This is a genomic window from Micrococcales bacterium (genome assembly GCA_009784895.1).
Lineage (GTDB): Bacteria > Actinomycetota > Actinomycetes > Actinomycetales > WQXJ01 > WQXJ01.
This window is the reverse complement of record WQXJ01000018.1, coordinates 24,485-42,234: the sequence shown is the minus strand read 5'-3', so window position 1 is coordinate 42,234 and position 17,750 is coordinate 24,485. Positions and strand designations below refer to the sequence as shown.

Annotated in this window: 14 protein-coding genes, 1 pseudogene and 1 riboswitch; of the genes and pseudogenes, 9 read left to right on the top strand and 6 right to left on the bottom strand. The window is 62.1% G+C overall.

Going from position 1 to position 17,750, the window contains the following annotated elements:
* A partial coding sequence (locus FWD29_04900) for a hypothetical protein (protein ID MCL2803272.1) occupies positions 1–1,334 on the top strand: 1,334 nt, incomplete at its 5' end.
* Positions 1,335–1,450: 116 nt separating this feature from the next.
* Here FWD29_04900 and FWD29_04895 read toward each other — a convergent pair.
* From FWD29_04895 to FWD29_04875, 5 genes are all read right to left on the bottom strand, one after another.
* Positions 1,451–2,551, bottom strand: a complete 1,101-nt coding sequence (locus tag FWD29_04895; GenBank protein MCL2803271.1) for an ABC transporter permease — start codon at positions 2,549–2,551, stop codon at positions 1,451–1,453.
* Positions 2,548–3,477, bottom strand: coding sequence for an ATP-binding cassette domain-containing protein (locus FWD29_04890; protein ID MCL2803270.1), 930 nt, complete (start codon positions 3,475–3,477; stop codon positions 2,548–2,550). The genes FWD29_04895 and FWD29_04890 overlap by 4 nt, the downstream gene beginning before the upstream one ends.
* Before the next feature lie 132 nt (positions 3,478–3,609).
* Positions 3,610–4,491, bottom strand: a complete 882-nt coding sequence (locus FWD29_04885; protein ID MCL2803269.1) for a bifunctional methylenetetrahydrofolate dehydrogenase/methenyltetrahydrofolate cyclohydrolase — start codon at positions 4,489–4,491, stop codon at positions 3,610–3,612.
* Positions 4,488–5,780, bottom strand: a complete 1,293-nt coding sequence (locus FWD29_04880) for a serine hydroxymethyltransferase (GenBank protein MCL2803268.1) — start codon at positions 5,778–5,780, stop codon at positions 4,488–4,490. Before FWD29_04880 ends, FWD29_04885 begins: the two co-directional genes overlap by 4 nt.
* 49 nt (positions 5,781–5,829) lie before the next feature.
* Positions 5,830–5,918, bottom strand: a riboswitch (ZMP/ZTP riboswitch).
* Positions 5,919–6,261: 343 nt separating this feature from the next.
* Entirely contained in the window at positions 6,262–7,491 is a 1,230-nt protein-coding gene (locus FWD29_04875; GenBank protein MCL2803267.1) for an AGE family epimerase/isomerase, read from the bottom strand.
* Positions 7,492–7,555: 64 nt separating this feature from the next.
* Between FWD29_04875 and FWD29_04870 the strand changes: the two genes are divergently transcribed.
* From FWD29_04870 to FWD29_04840, 7 genes and pseudogenes are all read left to right on the top strand, one after another.
* A complete protein-coding gene (locus FWD29_04870) occupies positions 7,556–8,761 on the top strand; it encodes an ROK family transcriptional regulator (protein ID MCL2803266.1) in 1,206 nt (401 codons plus the stop codon).
* 294 nt (positions 8,762–9,055) lie between these two features.
* Positions 9,056–10,342 carry an ABC transporter substrate-binding protein gene (locus FWD29_04865; GenBank protein MCL2803265.1) on the top strand — a complete coding sequence of 429 codons (1,287 nt, stop codon included), beginning with the start codon at positions 9,056–9,058 and terminating at the stop codon, positions 10,340–10,342.
* A gap of 134 nt (positions 10,343–10,476) precedes the next feature.
* Complete coding sequence (locus FWD29_04860; GenBank protein ID MCL2803264.1) at positions 10,477–11,502, top strand: sugar ABC transporter permease; 1,026 nt, start codon at positions 10,477–10,479, stop codon at positions 11,500–11,502.
* Positions 11,502–12,422, top strand: coding sequence for a carbohydrate ABC transporter permease (locus FWD29_04855; protein MCL2803263.1), 921 nt, complete (start codon positions 11,502–11,504; stop codon positions 12,420–12,422). The genes FWD29_04860 and FWD29_04855 overlap by 1 nt, the downstream gene beginning before the upstream one ends.
* Before the next feature lie 135 nt (positions 12,423–12,557).
* Positions 12,558–13,880 (top strand): ABC transporter substrate-binding protein, encoded by a 1,323-nt coding sequence (locus FWD29_04850; GenBank protein ID MCL2803262.1) that lies wholly within the window; start codon positions 12,558–12,560, stop codon positions 13,878–13,880.
* Between the two features lie 213 nt (positions 13,881–14,093).
* Positions 14,094–14,216, top strand: a pseudogene (locus FWD29_04845) (carbohydrate ABC transporter permease).
* Positions 14,217–14,294: 78 nt separating this feature from the next.
* Positions 14,295–15,287: an aldo/keto reductase gene (locus tag FWD29_04840; protein ID MCL2803261.1), complete on the top strand. Its 993-nt coding sequence runs from the start codon at positions 14,295–14,297 to the stop codon at positions 15,285–15,287.
* A 28-nt stretch (positions 15,288–15,315) separates the two neighbouring features.
* On the opposite strand, the gene FWD29_04835 is transcribed toward FWD29_04840, so the two are convergent.
* Positions 15,316–16,638, bottom strand: a complete 1,323-nt coding sequence (locus FWD29_04835; GenBank protein MCL2803260.1) for a DUF4921 family protein — start codon at positions 16,636–16,638, stop codon at positions 15,316–15,318.
* Positions 16,639–16,817: 179 nt separating this feature from the next.
* Between FWD29_04835 and purU the strand changes: the two genes are divergently transcribed.
* Positions 16,818–17,681 (top strand): formyltetrahydrofolate deformylase, encoded by an 864-nt coding sequence (purU, locus tag FWD29_04830; GenBank protein ID MCL2803259.1) that lies wholly within the window; start codon positions 16,818–16,820, stop codon positions 17,679–17,681.
* Positions 17,682–17,750: the final 69 nt, after the last annotated feature.

The following is a 17,750-nucleotide window of genomic DNA, read 5'->3' as shown; positions in this document are numbered from 1 at the left end:
TGGCCCGTCAAGCCCGGTCTCAACCAGCCGCCGGCCGGTCTTTGGCGAACGTCGAGGCTGACCTGTTGGTCGACTACCTGCACCAAGCGATTGACCAAGCTGACCAAACCGGCCGGACCTCCACTGGCAAACCAGTCGGCCAGGCCTCCCGGGTGAAGCCAGTCGGCCAGGCCTCCCAAGCCGAACCCGCCGGCCAGGCCTCCCAAGTCCAGCCAGACCGTAAGGCAGTAGGTTTCCGCCTGGGCGAGCCTGCCCGGCCGGTCTCTCCTGGAAGCAAACCAGCCGCACCGGTCAAGCCAGCCGGGTCACCACAACCAGGCGAGCGGGTCGGACCGGTCGCGCCGGTTGGACCTCCCCAAGTGATCGGACCTGCTGCCCAAGCCGGACAAGCCCCGCCGGTCGACCCGGTTGATCAGGCCCAGCTAGCTGAGACCGTCGCGTCGGCTGATGCGGCCGGGCCGGCCGGGCCTGTTACCACAATCGCGAGGCAGATCAGGCCTGGCGGTGTGCGGCGGGCGACTGCACGCAACGCCCGGTTGTTGGTCATGGTTGAGGCCGATGCCCTTGACGCGACCAAGACTGTGGCCGGACCCCGTCAAGCGCCCGGTTCAGAAAACCTTGGCCGCTCGATTGCGACCAGTACCAGCCGTCTCCTAGTCAAGATGGGGCCAGCCCGGCTCGACCCGGCCCATTCTCCCGGTGCAGGACACCGGGCCCCGCCCAAGGGTGCGGATCCCCCGAAGTTGCGAGGCGAAAGCCAAACTGTCGATATGCGGCTGCCGGTTGATGCCAGCCCGCCTGACGGCGTGCTTGCGGGCCTGATGGTGGGTACCGGGTCGGTCGTGACCGGCCCGGACCTGGACGGCCTGGTTGCCCTGGCTAACCGGCAGGCCATGGTGGTTGACCCTGCCACTGGTCGGCTAGTTGCCCTGGGGGCTCGACCTTCCCGGCCCAGCAGCAACCTGGTCATCCCTGAAGTCACCTGGGCCTGGGACGACCCGTCAACTTGGCCGGCCGAACGAGCCTGGTCTGATGGTCGTCTGCCGTCTGGTTGGTTGGCGTTGATGTTGATGGTTCGGGATCAGACTTGTCGTTGGCCTGGTTGCACTGTCCCGGCGACTGATTGCCAATTCGACCATCTTGAACCGTTTTCCTTGTTCCGCGACGCTGGGGCACAGACTTGGGCTGGCAACCTGGTTTGTGTCTGTTTGATGCACCACAGGCTGCGACACGACCAAGGCTGGGCTGGGCGACGCGACCCCACAACCGGCCAGACCTTTTGGTCCGGGCCCCACGGCCAAACCCTGGCCAGACCACCTGAACGGTTCGACTAGGCGCGACCCAATGGCGGCCGGGTGGAGGGAGGGTGTGGTTTCCGGCAATTGCCAGGTGGCAGTGGCGGCGCGGCGAGCCATTGCTTAGGAGTTGGCGCGCATAGGCAAACTAGAAGTCAGTCGTTGGTGCGGAAGGCTTGGCTGAACTTAACACGGGTGCCCATGCGCAGCAGTGATGTCTCGTACAGCTTGCCACCCAACCAGACTGCGCCCCAGGCCGTCAGGGCCAGCAGCGCCAGCGAAGTGGCCAACTGCCAAGGCGGCACATCGGTGGTCAGGACCCGAGCCGGCATGGTCATTGGCGCCGAGAACGGCACCATCGAAAGCACGGTCTGGAAGGACTCATCGTTGGGCCGAACCATCGCCAGAATGTAAGGGATGATCATCAGCATGATCACAGGCATGGTGGCAGCCGCGACATCCTCGACCCGGGAGACCAAGGCCGCGCAGCCGGCCAGCAGCGACGAGAACAGTAAGAAACCCAGCACAAAGAGCACCACGAACCAGATCAGCGAGCTCGAGACCGTTGGCAGCACCGAAGTCTTGCCCGTCACCACCAAACCAAGGACTCCGGCCGCCAACATCAGCACAATCTGACACATCGCCATAATGGCGTTGCCCACCACCTTGCCCGCCAGCAGAGTCTTGGCCGGGACCGAGGTTAGCAGGATCTCAACCACTCTGGTCTGCTTTTCGACTACCGTGTTTTGGGCTGTGACCTGGCCAAATATCATGACGACAAAGTAGAACAGGATGACCGAGACCATGGTGGCGATCAAAGCCACCGTTGGCGAGACTCTGGCCGGTTCCAGGATCTTGACCGCCGGGACCACGGTCAGCGCAGCCATTACCTTGTCCGGCACTTCGGTCTTGGCCAACACCACGGGCAAGTCGTCGCCCATCACCACGCCGGCCTCGACCTCGCCATCTTCCACCTTTTTGGCCGCCGCTTCGGCGTTGGCTACTTCGACCGGTTCCAACACGGCCAAGGCAGCTGCAGGCAGTTGGCCCACCACCGCTACTTTGGCTCTAGTTCCTGACGCCTGGTCGCCGCCCACTGAAGCATCGCCGTCATCGGCGGAGTTGGCCACCAATCCGGCCGCCAGGGTGCCGCCAAAGACAGCTATCACCAAAAGCACTGTCGATATCTTGAAGGCCTTGCCAGCCAGCTGCGATGAGATTTCGCGTTTGGCCACCAGCCACCAGCTCGGGCTCATGCCGCCACCCCCTGCCCGGCGTGGGCCTCTTCGCCTGGCTCTTCGTCACGAATCACCTCACGGAAGACCTCCGCCAAAGTAGGACGGCGCCGGCCAAACCCGTCAACTGGGCCACGGTCCAAGGCTTGGCGCAAGACTTGCTGGGCGTCGGCATCGGAGGCGTCGAATGTGACCTTGCCTTTTTCAGACATCGCCTGACCAATGCCGGCCTGCCGCTCAACCCAAGACAAGTCGCCCTGGGCCTGGAGGAAGTGGCGTTCACCAGTGTGAGCCTGCTGCAGTTTTTCGCGCGAACCGGTTGCCTTGATCTCGCCACCGGCGATGATAACCAAGTCGTCGGTCACCCGTTCGACCAGGTCAAGCTGGTGAGAGCTAAACAAAATGGGCACGCCGCGGGCTGCAAATTCGCGCAGCACCACCGTTACCGCGTCTACCGCCAACGGGTCCAATCCGCTGAACGGCTCGTCCAAGATCAGCAGATCTGGGCTATGCACCAGGGCTGCCGCGACCTGGGCCCGCTGCTGGTTACCCAGCGAAAGCGTTTCGACCTTGTCCTTGGCCCGCGCCTTCAATTCAAGACGTTCAAGCAGATCCCAGGCGTTACTGCGAGCCTTGTCCTGGGTCAAGCCATGCAGACGGGCGAGGTAGACCAGCTGGTCCAACACCGTCATTCTGGGGTAAAGCCCACGCTCCTCCGGCATGTAACCAGCCCGGCGCGCCATATCGTTTGTGATGGGAGCACCGTCCCAGGTAACCGAGCCCGAATTAGCCTTGAGCAGGCCCAAGACGATGCGCATAGTGGTGGTCTTGCCGGCGCCGTTGCCACCCACAAAACCGGTAATGCGCCCGTCGTCAACCTCAAAAGTGACACCTTTGAGGACCTGACGAGCGCCGAATGATTTGTTGATGCCCTCAAGCCGCAGCATTTTCCCGTCCTATTTGGAGTCCTGACCAGGCCAAGGCTAACACCGGTGCCGAGCTGAGCGACCCCAGTGCCGAGCCAGGCAAGGCGAGCGCCGGTCCTAGCCAACCCTGCGCCGATCAAAACCGCGTGGAACCTAGCCGGACGCCCTCTCGGCCGCCTCGACCACATTGGCCAACAGCATCGCCCGAGTCATTGGGCCAACGCCGCCCGGGTTTGGGCTGATCCAGCCGGCCACCTCGGCCGCCTCAGCAGCCACGTCACCGGCAATCCTTGACTTACCGGTCTTGGGATCTTTTCGCCTCGATACCCCGACATCCAGCACTACCGCGCCGGGCTTGACGTCCTCCGCTCGGACCAGTCCAGGAACTCCGGCCGCCGCCACAATGACATCGGCTTGCCGCAGCAACGCTGGCAGGTCGCGCGTGGCGGTGTGTGTCAGCGTGACGGTGGCGTTGATTTGGCGCCGGGTCAACAGCAGGCCAATCGACCGGCCCACCGTCAGGCCCCGGCCCAGCACCACCACATGGGCTCCGGCCAGATCAATGTCGTGGCGTTGAACCAGCTCAACGATGCCGCGCGGCGTACACGGCAGCGGCGTAGACATTGGCTGGTCCAGGTTGGCAACCAGCGCGCCCAGATTGGCCGGGTGTAGACCGTCGGCGTCCTTGGCGGGGTCGATGGCCTTAATCGCTGCGTCGGCATCGATCTGCTTCGGCAACGGCAGCTGGACAATGTAGCCGGTGCAGCTCGGGTCATCATTCATTCGCCCGATGCCGGCCATCACCTCGGCCTGCGAAGCCTCCGCCGGCAGGTCCAAGCGCAGCGACTTGATGCCGACCTCGGCGCAGTCACGGTGTTTGCCGGCCACATAGATGGTCGAACCAGGGTCGTCGCCCACCAGCACTGTGCCCAGACCGGGGGTGATGCCTATTGCCTTGAGGGATTCGACCCGCCTGGCCAGGTCAACTTTGATGGCGGCGGCAGTGGCTTTGCCGTCCAGTATCCGGGCGCTCATTGGGCTAGCCCCGTGTACAGAGGGAAGTCCTGCGCTAGGCGAGCCGACCGCTTGGCCAGGGCCGCGACATCGGCCGCCTTGCCATCACGTAAGGCCACGGCAATTATGTCCGCCACCTCCTCGAACTGCTCGGCGCCAAAGCCGCGCGTGGCCAGGGCCGGTGTGCCAATACGTAAACCGGAGGTGACCCGCGGCGGCCGCGGGTCGAATGGCACGGCGTTGCGGTTGACTGTGATGCCAGCCTCGTGCAGCAGATCCTCGGCCTGCTGGCCGTCCATCTCGGAATTGCGCAAATCGACCAGGACCAGATGTACATCTGTGCCGCCGGTCAGGACCGAAACGCCAGCCTGGGCTGCGTCCGGCTGAGCCAGTCGTTCTGCCAGGATCTTGGCGCCCTCCAAAGTGCGGCGCTGGCGCTCACGGAAATCCGCGGTCTGGGCGATTTTGAAGGCAACGGCCTTGGCTGCGATCACATGCATTAGCGGCCCACCCTGCTGGCCGGGGAAGACGGCTCTGTCGAGACGCTTGGCCCAGGGGTCGGCTTGGCCGGCGAGGATCACGCCGGACCGCGGCCCGCCAATCGTCTTGTGCACCGTTGAGGTGGTCACATCGGCAATCGGGACCGGGTTAGGGTGCAGGCCGGCGGCCACCAACCCGGCGAAGTGAGCCATATCGACCAGAAGGTACGCTTCCACTTCATCGGCGATTTGGCGAAAAGCCTGGAAATCGAGCTGGCGCGGGTAGGCCGACCATCCGGCGATTATCACCTTGGGCCGGTGTTCCAAGGCCGCTTGGCGCACTAGGTCAGGATCAACCACATAACGGTCGGGATGTACACCGTAGCTGGCGACGTTGTACAACTTGCCGGAAAAGTTGATCTTCATGCCGTGGGTGAGGTGGCCACCGTGGGCAAGTTCCATCCCCAGCAAATTGTCGCCAGGTTGCATCATGGCTACTAGGGCGGCAGCGTTAGCTTGGGCGCCGGCATGTGGTTGGACGTTAACAAAGGCGGCGCCAAACAACTCCTTTGCGCGCTCGATGGCCAAAGTTTCGGCCCGGTCAACCACCTCGCAGCCACCGTAATAGCGGCGGCCCGGGTAGCCCTCGGCGTACTTGTTGGTTAGCACTGAACCCTGGGCTTGAAGCACCGCCCGGGGCACAAAGTTCTCCGAGGCGATCATCTCCAGGGTGTCTCGTTGCCTGGTCAACTCGTCCTCAAGAACGGCGGCAATCTCCGGATCCACCTGAGCCAGGTCCAGAGCTGAATAGTCGATAGGCTGGCTGGCCACGCGACCCTCCTTTTCTCAGGGTTGGGCGCCGACCGGCGTCCAACCGCCCGACGGTAGCCCAGGCGTGCGGCCCCGCTCTTTGGTTGTGATGCCGCTTCCCGGTGGTGACCCACCCGAGCGCCAGTCACGGCACCCGCCCATGATAGTCCGCCGCTACCGCACCCCCGCGCAGCAAATCCTCAGGGCGGCAAATCGCTCCCGCCGCCTAAGCGAGGATTGGCTCACTACCGGCTCCGCTTGAACTCAGTCTCGCTGAGTTGGTGCGGCTACCCGGCAACTTCACGACGAGGCCCAGTGCCAGCACACCTTGCGAATACTCAACCTCGCGAGTGATTGTGGTGCGAGACCGGGGCCTGGCATCAGGTCGATCCAGCGAACCCTCCCGCGGTTCAAGGTGGTTTCACCGTCGGCTCACATAGCTAGCGGCGGCGGAATGGCCAGGCGATGGCCGCGCCCAAGCACAGCCCCGTCGACTGTGGCGTCACAAGCGGGAATGACCGCGGGCCAAAGTCGCAGCCAGCGAACCGCCAACCGGCAAATGCGGCATCAGGCAAGCCTGAAAGGCGTGGTAAATGTCCGGTTTGCCCTGCCATAGGGTCTGGGCAGGCTGCCCGGAAGCGTCGAGTTCATGGAACCACGAATCATGCTCCTGATCGACGAAATGGCGTTCAATCAGATCCCACCATCTGAGCCAATCAGACCCGTAGGCCGAACCTCCGAAAGCCCGTCCCAGCGTCGCCGCTGCCGCCGTGGCCTCTGCCACTACCCAGTGGAGGTGCTGGTGCAAAACCGGATCACCACGCCAGTTGGTGGTGTAGATCAACCCAGGGCTGGTGCTGTCTGCCCAACCGTCCGCCTTGGCCTGCTGGTACAGCTCCAAAGCGACCTCACTTAGCCAGGCGGGGGCATGGCGGCCGATGGCGGCCCGCAATTGCGTCGCTAAACGGGCCCACTCGAAGCCGTGGCCGGGTGTGGCGCCGTAGGGCCGGAATTGGTCGGCCGGGCGGTTTCGGTTGAACTCTGGCAGGACCCGCCATTCGGGGGTGTAGTGCTCCGGTACGCGCCACTGTTTGGACCTGGCGGCCTGGTTGACGATGCGGTCGGTCATGTCCAAAGCCCGCTGGCGCCAACTGGTTACTCCGGTGACGTCGCTGGCGGCCAGAAAGGCCTCAACAGTGTGCATATTTGAATTGGCGCCGCGGTACGGATCCGCCCGGGTGAAGTCTTGGTTCCAACGATCCATCATGGCCCGGTGCTTCGGCTCCCAGAAGCGCTTGTCAACCACATCTAGGGCCAAATCCAACAGATGACTGGCCCCGGGCCGGCCGGCGGCCAAGGCCGAGGCCGCCGCCAGCACCACAAAGGCATGGCCGTAGGCCTCTTTGGCGGTGGCAACAGGCTCGCCGTCCAAGCTCAGCCGGGCGAACCAGCCTCCGTGCCGCTGGTCCTGAAAGGGTCCGGCCAGCGCGGTAAGGCCCAAATCGGCCAGCTCGGCCGCGCCGGGCCACCCCAGCAATGCGCCAATCGAAAAGCAGTGAGTCATACGAGCAACTACCCAGAGCTGGGCTCCTTGGCCGGCTTCGATTTGTCCAAAAGAGTCCAAGTAACCGAAACCAACGGTTGGCACAGCGGCTTTGGCGCCGAATTCGAGCAGCCCACGGGCCATGGCAAGCTGGCGTTGGCGGGTTTCCGCCAGGTCCAACTGAGACATGCTGGGCTCCTCGTTTGAATTCAAGGCTTGACAACAAGCCTACTCCCTGGGAACCCTTAAGGACATGGTTACCGCCGGACCGGGATCGCAGGGCGCTCTGCGTCAGGCTAACTTGCGCCGCGTACTTGAGGAAGTCCGCACCGCCGGATCGTTGACTCAGGCTGAGATCGCCCGGCGGACGGGGCTCTCGGCCGCGTCAGTAACCAACCTTGTGCGCAAGCTCTCCCAGGCCGGGGCGGTTCAAGTTGAGGATTCGACCGATGCCGGTCGCCGCTGCCGCCGCGTCAAGCTGGGCCAAACCGCGGGCTATGTTCTGGGGATTGACCTGGGCCGTTCCCACCTGCTGATGTGCATCGCAGACCTCTCCTGGAACATCGTGGTCGAGGGGCAAAGAACCATGCGGCCGGAAACCGAGGCCAAGGCTGGCCTGGCCCTTTGCCAAGAGCTGCAGGCTGAATTGATGCAGAAGGCAGGTCTGTCGGCTGGCCGGGTGCTCTACGGTGGCGTCGGGGTGCCGGGCCCACTTGAGGTCGCCACCGGCCATATTGGTGCCGGCACCCTGCTGCCACAATGGACCGGCATGAATCTAAAAACCGCCTTTGAGCAGGCCCTTGACCTGCCGATGGTGGTGGATAACGACGCCAACTTGGGCGCCTTGGGTGAGTTTTCCTGGCAAAGGCCAAACCGGCCAGACGGGACAATGATCTATCTCAGATTGGCCACCGGCATTGGTGGCGGCATGATGGTCGACGGCCGGCTGCACCGCGGCGCCGCTGGCACTGCCGGCGAGATTGGCCACATGACGATTGATGCCGACGGCCGGCTTTGTCGCTGCGGTAACCGGGGCTGTCTGGAGACCAAGGCTTCCACCCCGGTGATGCTAGAAGTCCTGGCCAGCGCTCTAGACCGACCGGTCGATATTGACACCTGGATGGGCCTGGTGAACCAAGGCCACACCGCCTCGGTCCGCCTGATCGAGGAAGTTGGCCGCTGTGTTGGCACCGCTGTGTCGAATCTGTGCAACCTGCTTTCGCCGGATCATGTGGTCTTGGGCGGTCCGGTGACACAGGCCGGCGACCGGCTACTCAACCAGGTGCGTGACGAGGTCCAACGCCGGGCCGTGCCGGCTACTTGGAGGGCGGTCAAAATCGAAGCCTCGCATCACGGCTCACGCAGCGAGATGTACGGGGCGGTCGTTTTGGCCCGTGAGGCCCTCCTGGCGGCGACCCCATTGGCTTCACTTCTTGAAAGCTTGGGAACAAGTATTTGACCCAGGAGGGTTGGTTCATGGCCAGCCACGGCGCCAATGTTTCCCCACGTCACCACCCTATTTGCGACACCCTTTGGCGCCAAGAGAATCGGTTACGCGGCCAAAACCAAGATAACGGTTTAGTTACACATTGGCTTTATCCCTTGCACCATAGCGACCCGGCTGTGATGGTTGTGATGACACATCTGAGCGGTGTGCCCAACGGGTGATGGCAATCACGCCACTCCCCACGCGCCGCCAGCACAATCGAATCAAGCCAAATCAGTCATTATGACTAGACAATGCGGAGGGATAATGCGACGGAGCATTTCAGTAATTGCGGTCCTTGCGGCCGCCGGCCTGGCCTTGGCCGGTTGCGGCTCAAACGGCGACGACAAAGGCAGCGGTGGCGGCGGCAAGTCCGGCGCCAACCAAGTTGAGGTCTTCACCTGGTGGACCACTGGTTCAGAGGCCCAAGGCCTGGACGCCTTGGTCAAGGTTCTGGCCGACAAATACCCGGATGTCAAGTTCGTCAACGGTGGTGTCACAGGTGGCGGCGGTTCGGGCAAGGACAAGCTCCAAACCCGCCTGGCCAACAACCAACCACCGGATTCGTTCCAGGCCCACGCTGGCGCCGAGATGATGGACTATATCGAAGCCGGCCAGGTTCAAGACGTTTCCAACCTCTACGAAGAGTTTGGCCTAACCGAGGCCTTCCCGGCCGATCTGCTCGACCTGGTGACAAAGGACGGCAACAAGTACTCGATCCCGTCAAATGTGCACCGCGCCAACATTCTGTGGGCTTCCGTGCCGGTCCTTGAGGGAGCCGGGATCGACCCGACCCAAATCACCTACGCCTCTATTGACGATTTCATCAAGGATCTCGACAAGATCAAGGCCGCCACTCCAGACATCACGCCGCTGTCAGTGGGCACCACCTGGACCCAGGTGCACCTACTGGAATGCGTGCTGATCGCCGAGCTCGGCCCAGACGCCTACAACGGGCTCTGGGACGGCAGCACCGACCCAGCCGGACCCGAGGTAGCAAAAGCACTGGCCACCTTCGAAAAGCTGATGTCATATACCAATGCCGACCGTGACTCGATCGACTGGGAGCCGGCCACTCAGATGCTGCTCGACGGCGGCGCCGCCTTCAACATCATGGGCGACTGGGTGCCCGCTCTGTTTATGGAAAAGGACGTTGCCATGGGCACCGATTGGGTTTGGGCGGCCTCGCCTGGCACCGATGGCGTGTTTGACTTCCTGGCTGACTCGTTCACCCTATGTGCCGGCGCGCCGGATCCTGAAGGCGCCAAGGCCTGGCTCGACGTCATTTCCTCGGTTGACGGCCAAGCCGCTTTCAACCAGATCAAGGGTTCAATCCCGGCTCGCGTCGACGTTCCAATGACTGACTTCAGCGAGTACCAGCAACAGGCTGCCGAAGCTTATGCCAGCGACAAGATTGTCGGCTCGTTGCAGCACGGCGCCGCCGCCACTATCGCCCAGGGCGCCTCGGTTGGTGAGGCCGTTACCGCCTTCACCTCTGGTGCAACCGACCTGAAGCAGTTCCAGGACGACTTCGCCAAAGCCATCAACGGCTAGAGGTTGAAAAACCAGCCTTAAGGACTGGCTACCACAACCAAATACCAACCATTATTGAATTCGTTCGCGCCTCGCGCCTCGCCCCGAACCGTTTGGGACGGGGCGCGAGGCCTATAAACCATCGCAAGGGCGCCATGACCAAGTCCCCGACCAGCAGCCTGGCTGAGCAGCCAAGGCCAGCCAACCCACCTGGCCGCCCTCCAACCGCCGGTCCAAACCGGCCCAAGTCCACCAGAACCAAAACCGTCCGCCGCCGCCACACGAAGACTTTCTACCGGCGGCTCGTTCCGCCAATCTTGCTGATCCTGCCCTCTGTACTTCTGATCGGGGTATTTGTCTACTACCTGATCGGCTCGTCGGTGGCCTTGTCGATGAAGGACACCAACACCATTCCCCAGTTCATGGGCACCCAGCCGTCGAAAACCGTTGGTCTAGAGAACTACATCAACTTGCTGGGGGATTCAGCCTTCCAGTACGCGCTGCGCAACCTGGCCCTCTACACCCTGGTCTTCGTGGCCGGCACCATGTTTTTCGGCTTCTTGTGGGCCTGGATCCTGGAGAAGAGGGCCAAGGCAGAAGGCGTTTTCCGGACAATTCTGCTGTTCCCAATGGCCATCTCGCCAGTGGCAGCCGGCGTAGTTTGGCGCTGGCTGCTGAACCAAAACACCGGCGCCAAGGCCTCCGGTTTGAACCGCCTATTCGGCATGGTGGGCCTAGGCTTTTTGGAAAACGAGTGGTGGTCGAAGCTCAACTGGGGCATTGCCGCCATCGCCATTCCCTCGATCTGGCAACTCAGCGGCTACGTCATGGCCCTGTTCCTGGCTGGCTTCAGGGGTATCCCAGACGAATTGCGCGAAGCCGCCCGGGTCGACGGCGCCAATGAATGGCAGCTCTACCGCCATGTGCTGTTCCCCCAACTCTCCCCCGTGGTCTTGTCCGCCTTGATTATCTGTGGCCACATGTCACTGAAGGTCTTCGACATCATCATGACGATCGCTGGTAAGGACACTTATGCCCCGAGGGTGCCGGCCACGGCCATGTACCAGGCCTTTTACAAGGGCCAATACTCCACTGCCTCGGCCATTGGTGTGATCTTGTTGTTATTGGTCTTATGCCTGATTGTGCCCTACCTAGTCCACGTGGCAAAGGAGGACAAGTAATGGCCATCACCACAGGTTTGGAGACCAGACAACAGCAAGACAAACTGGTCGGCAAGGGTTTCGATTGGGGCCGCCTGGTTCGCTACGCCCTGCTGATTGGCTTTTGCTGCCTGGTTTTGATGCCGGCCTATGTCATGGTCATTACTTCGTTCAAGTCGAACCCCAACCCGGCACACGCCTGGAATCCAGTCGACGCTTGGACATTGGAAAGCTGGAAAACCGCTTTCACCGGCACTGTCGCCCGCCCCGGAGTGGCCGCGCCAATGCTGCGCACGGTCATGATGGTGGTGCCAGCCGCCATTATCAGCTCGTTCCTGGGTTCGATGAACGGTTTTGTGCTCTCACGCTGGCGTTTCCCCGGCGCCAACATTGTCTTCGCGCTGCTGCTATTCGGCATGTTTATCCCCTACCAGGCAGTCATCATCCCGCTATACGGCATGGTCATCAACCTGCGCGGCATGGTGGGCGACCTGCCCATGCTGACCCAGACCATTTTGACCTTGATCATGTTGCACGTGGTCTACGGCATCCCCATCACAACCCTGATTTTCAGAAACTATTACCAGTCGGTGCCAACCGAATTGATTGAAGCCGCCAGGGTTGACGGCGCCGGCATGATCCGTACCTATATCCGGGTTGTCCTGCCCATCTCAATGCCCAGTTTTGTGGTGGTTCTGATCTGGCAGTTCACCAGCGCCTGGAATGACTTCCTCTTCGCGCTGTATTTCTCGCCCAGCCCCGAATACGCCCCGGTCACGGTGACACTTAACACTCTGGCCTCGCCGGGGGGCGGGACTTTGTCGGACTACGGCGTTTCAATGGCCGCCGCCATCATGGCGTCTCTTCCGACGCTCCTGGTTTACGTGCTGTTGGGCAAGTACTTCATAGGTGGCTTGATGTCCGGTTCGGTCAAAGGCTGAAGCTGGGAAAAAGCTGGCCGTCAACACCAGCAAACCCGAGGCGAAAGGTGCGGAAACTGTCCACCAGACCGCGAGACACAAACGCCCCCAAACTATGAGACACGACTAAGACGCGTGGAGACTATGCGACGAAACTTGGCACTAATTACGCTACTGGCGGCGGCTGGCCTGGCGCTTTGCAGCTGTGGTGCGGCTGAATTGAAGATAGCGCTGGCGGCGGAGGTTGGCGGACCCTTCACCCCAAATCCGACACCTGGCCTGGATCCAGACCATGGTCCCAGCGGTAGTCAGGTCGAGGTTTTCAGCTGGTGGACCACGGGGTCAGAGGCCCAAGGCTTGGACGCCTTGGTTGACGTGTTGGCCGCCAAGCACCCGGGTGTCAGCTTCGTCAACGGCTTTCTCAGCGCTTGGCCTGACTGGGGCGACGACCCGCTCTACGGACGGTTGACGGAAAACGTCCCGCCAGATTCATTCCAGGCCTACGCCGGCGCGGAGATAAGCGTCTACATCGAAGCTGGCCTGGTCCAGGACGTCTCCAATCTCTACGACGAGTTCGGCCTGACCGAAGCCGTTCCGGCTGATTTGCTCGACCTGGTGACCAAGGACGGCAAAAAGTACTCGATTCCGACTGGCGTGCACCGCGCCAACGTACTGTGGGCTTCGGTGCCGGTTCTGCAGGACGCCGGGATAGACCCAAACGGCGTCAATTACGCCACAATTAGCGATTTCATCAAGGACCTGGACAAGATCAAGGCCGCTAGCCCAAACGTCACGCCGCTGGCGCTGGGCACAACCTGGACCCAAGTTCACCTGCTCGAATGTGTCTTGATCGCCGAGCTAGGTCCAGACACCTACAACGGGCTTTGGGACGGCAGCACCGACCCGAACGGCCCCGAGGTCACCAAGGCACTGACCAGCTTCGAAAAGCTGATTTCCTACGCCAACGCTGACCGCGATTCGATCGACTGGGAGCCCACCACCCAGATGCTGATAGACGGCACCGCCGCCTTCATGATCATGGGTGATTGGGTACCAGAGCCATTTGGCCAGCAGAACCTCAAAATGGGCACCGACTGGGTCTGGGCGCCCGCACCAGGCACCAATCACGTCTTTGACTTCATGGCTGACTCGTTCACCCTGTGCACCGGCGCACCGGATCCGGAGGGTGTCAAGGCCTGGCTGGATGCTATTTCATCCGTTGACGGGCAAGCCGCCCTCAACAAGATCAAGGGGTCAATTCCGGCTCGCGTCGACGTGCCAATGGATGGCTTCAGTGAGTATCAGGTGCAGGCTGCCGAGGACTATGCCAACTCGAAGATTGTTGGCTCCCTGCAGCACGGCGCTGTTGCCACTGTCGCCCAGCGCACTTCAGTCGCCGAGACTGTCGCCTTCTTCACCGCGGGGGCAACCAATTTGGAGCAGTTCCAGCAAGCCTTCGCTGAGGCCATCAACGGTTAGCCGCGTCAAACAACCGGCCCAAACAGCCCCCAGGCCTGGAAAGACTTCCTCTTCGCGTTGGATTTTTCGCCCAGCCCCGAATGCGCCCACGTCACGGTGACATCCGACACGCGACACTCGAAACACTGGCCTAGCCGGCTTTGCCGTGGCATTGTGAACACTCCCCGGTGACACGCGACACTCGAAACACTGGCCCAGCCGGGCGGCGGGACTCTGTGGGACTACGGCGTCTCAATGGCCGCCGCCATCATGGCGTTGGTCCCGACACTTCTGGTCTATGGGCTGGAGGGCAAGTACTTTATAGGTGGCTTGATGTCCGGTTTGGTCAAAGGCTGACTCGCTCCAACCACAAGGCGAGGCAATAGACCGTCCCACGGGCCGGCATCGGCCAAACTCCAAGTCAAAGGAGGAACCGTGGAATACAGCTATCTTGGCCGCACCGGGCTGAAGGTCTCGCGCCTGTGCCTAGGCACCATGAACTTTGGGCCGGTGACTAAGGAAAACGAAGCCTTCGCCATCATGGACCAGGCCGTCGAGGCCGGTATCAACTTCTTCGACACGGCCAACGTCTACGGCCGCATCCTAGGCGGGGACCACTCAGGTTGGACCGAAGAGATCATTGGCCGCTGGTTCGCCCAGGGCGGCGGGCGGCGCGAATCGGTCATCCTGGCGACGAAAGTTTACGGCCCAATGGGCGAAAGCACGCTGGGACCCAACGACGCCGGCGGGCTGAGCGCTTACAAGATCAAACGGCAAGTCGAAGATTCACTGCGCCGTCTGCAAACCGACCACATCGAGCTCTACCAAATGCACCACATCTCGCGGCAGCCCACCTGGGAGGAGATCTTTGGCGCATTTGAGGATTTGATTGCCCAGGGCAAGGTTGTCTATGTGGGCGCGTCGAACTTTGGCGCCCGCCATTTGGCCTACGCGGCGGCCGCGGCCGAGCGGCGCAACTTCCTTGGCCTGGTCTGTGAGCAGCACAAGTATTCTGTCCGATGCCGGCTGCCGGAGTTAGAGGTGCTGCCGGCTTGCGAGGAGCTCGGTTTGGGCGTGATCCCTTGGTCACCGTTGGACGGCGGGCTGCTGGGTGGTCACGCCCTGGACGGCAAAGGCGGTGAGCGGTCGCGGCGCGCGGCGGAGGCTCTGTCGCAGTCGGAGCGTGCCGCCATACAAGGCTTCGAAGCCCTTTCAGCCGAATTGGGGCAAAGCCCGGCCAATGTGGCACTGGCCTGGACGCTGGTCCACCCGGCTGTAACGGCGCCGATCATTGGGCCACGAACAGTTGACCAACTGCTCGACAACCTGGTGGTGCCGAAGATCCAGCTCGAGGCTGATTTCCTGACCCGGGTGGACGAGTTGTTCCCCGGGCCAGGCGGAGCCTCACCCGAGGCCTACTCCTGGTAATGCCGGGCGGCGTGGCCTGGCCCAAGGCCTAGTCCTGGTAGCGCAGTGGATTAGGCCGGCAGGCGCACTCGGTGGCTATGCGCAGGTCGCCGATCTGGCCTTGATGTCTCAGGTCATACAGCGCCGGTACTACGCGGTCGCGCAGCACATATGGACTGATCGTGTTGAGGTAGATCTTGGTGGCACCCTCGAAGCCGGCCAGGGTCGAAACCCGCCACTTCAACACCACCCGCCAGGGCATGGCCAGGCCAAAGTCGACCGGGCGGTAATGCCATTCCTCGTTGCATGGCACCGCCGTCCCGGTGGCTGCGTGCATAGCGTGGATCACGTCTGACATGCCCCTAAGTTCCTCGGGCTGCTGTTCCCAGGGGTCGCAGGTGCCAGATTTGGAGAAGATTTCGATCGTTGGATAGCGGTGGCCAAAACCAGCGAAGGCCAGGGCGTGGTCGTTCTCGGCCAGGATCAGGTTGTTGTAGGCGGCGTAATTGGCGGCGTCGTCGTTGAAAGTGTTGGGGTTCTGCCGCAAACGCTGATGTGCCACCTCGTGCTGGCCGCCTCGTTCATCGATGCCAACCAACTGCTTGTGCAAGTGGTCAAACGAGGCGCCGGCTTCTTTGAGCCAGTTTTGGAAGACTACAACGTAGCGAATGTAGCGGTTAGCCTCGATCAACGACCTGGTCGATTCGACAGTGAAGGCAATGAACTGGGCGTGTTCGTCCGGGCTGAGCGTGCCGGAAGAGGCCAGCTGAGTGGTGTCCTTAGCCCCGTCAACGAAATGACGCCGGGCAATGATGACATCGTGACAGCCGCCAAAAAAGCCGTCGCAAAAGGCCTGGATCTCGGTCGGGGCGAGGGAGTCAACGGCCGCCTCCGGTTGGCCCTGTGCCCTGAATTTGGCCCGGATTAGTCCCAGGATGTGCTCGTGGCCGGTTGGCGTCGCTAGGTAGGCCTGGGCCTGGGCCCGGACCGACTCGGGCATCTCGTAGCCGTAGTTGGCCCGCCAGTAGTCATAGGAGAGGATCTCGAATAGGTTTGGCACCCGCCTGAACTGGGCCACCGTGGACCCAAGCTGGCCGGCCGGCGTGAAATGCCGGGTTTGCCAACCGGCATCGTGAACCAGGCGAGCCTTCTCCGGTGGAGTGTCCAGATAGCGGTCCTCGCAAAAGGCACAGTGGCGGCCGTCCTGGTCCGTTTCGATCGGGTTGGCATCAACCCGCGGCACGGCCACTGGTCGGTCTGCCCGGCCGGCCACCGTCCAGACTTCAGTGCCGGAAAACGGGTTGAGCTGCTTGACCGTGCCGTCCTGCAAGGTCATCAGGTATTCGGGCCTGCGCTGGTAAAACCCAACCATTGGCACCCCTTCGTCGATCCAGCAAACTGTGCCTCATGTCTATCACGAAAGCGTCCTGACAAGGCGGACGGCGAGAAATCACGCACTTACGCCTGCCTAAGCGGGTTTGCGAGACACTGGGCCAAAAGCACACCCAAGGCAGATCGGGAGTGACTAGTGGCTCCGGTAGATTAGGCCCCGTGCCTGAGACCGATCAGCTTTCCGCCCACTGGGTGCTGACCTTGTCCTGCCCAGACCAACCCGGCATTGTCCACGCCGTTACTGGCGCGCTGGTCGCGCTGGGGGGCAACATCACCGAATCGCAGCAGTACGGCGATCCCATATCCGATTTGTTTTTCATGCGGGTGGAGGTTCGTGGCCCGGCCGCCAAGGAAATCATGGCCGAGTCCCTGGCCCCTGTGGCCCGCCGGTTCGACATGACCTGGCAACTTGACCTAGTGGGCCGGCCCATGCGCACCATCGTGATGGTTTCGAAAGAGGCACACTGCCTGCACGATCTGCTCTATCGCTCAACCAGGCAGCACTTGCCAATCGATATCAGAGCCGTGGTCTCAAACCATCAGGATCTCGAACCGGTGGCCCGCTTCTACGGCATCGACTACCACCACATTGCCGTCAGCAAAGAGACCAAACCCCAGGCCGAGGCCGCCCTATTGGATTTGGTCCGGCAATCCGACGTCGAACTGGTGGTACTGGCCCGCTACATGCAGATTCTCTCGCCCCAGCTGTGCCAAAAGCTGGCCGGGCGGGCCATCAATATCCACCACTCTTTCCTGCCTAGCTTCAAAGGTGCCCGGCCCTACGCCCAGGCCCACGCCCGCGGCGTCAAGCTAATTGGTGCCACCGCCCACTACGTCACAGCTGACCTCGACGAGGGCCCAATCATTGAGCAGGACGTTGAACGCGTCAGCCACTCCGCCTCAATCGCCGACCTTATGGCCCTTGGCCAAGATGTCGAACGCCGCGCCCTGGCCAAAGCCGTGGGTTGGCACGCCGAACACCGGGTGGTCTTGAACGGCTCCCGGACAGTCGTCTTTAGCTAGAGCTGGTGCCGGCCTTAGGCAAAGCTGAGGGCCGGCCCGGGCGAGTCGCTGTCAGCCCGGTGCCGACCC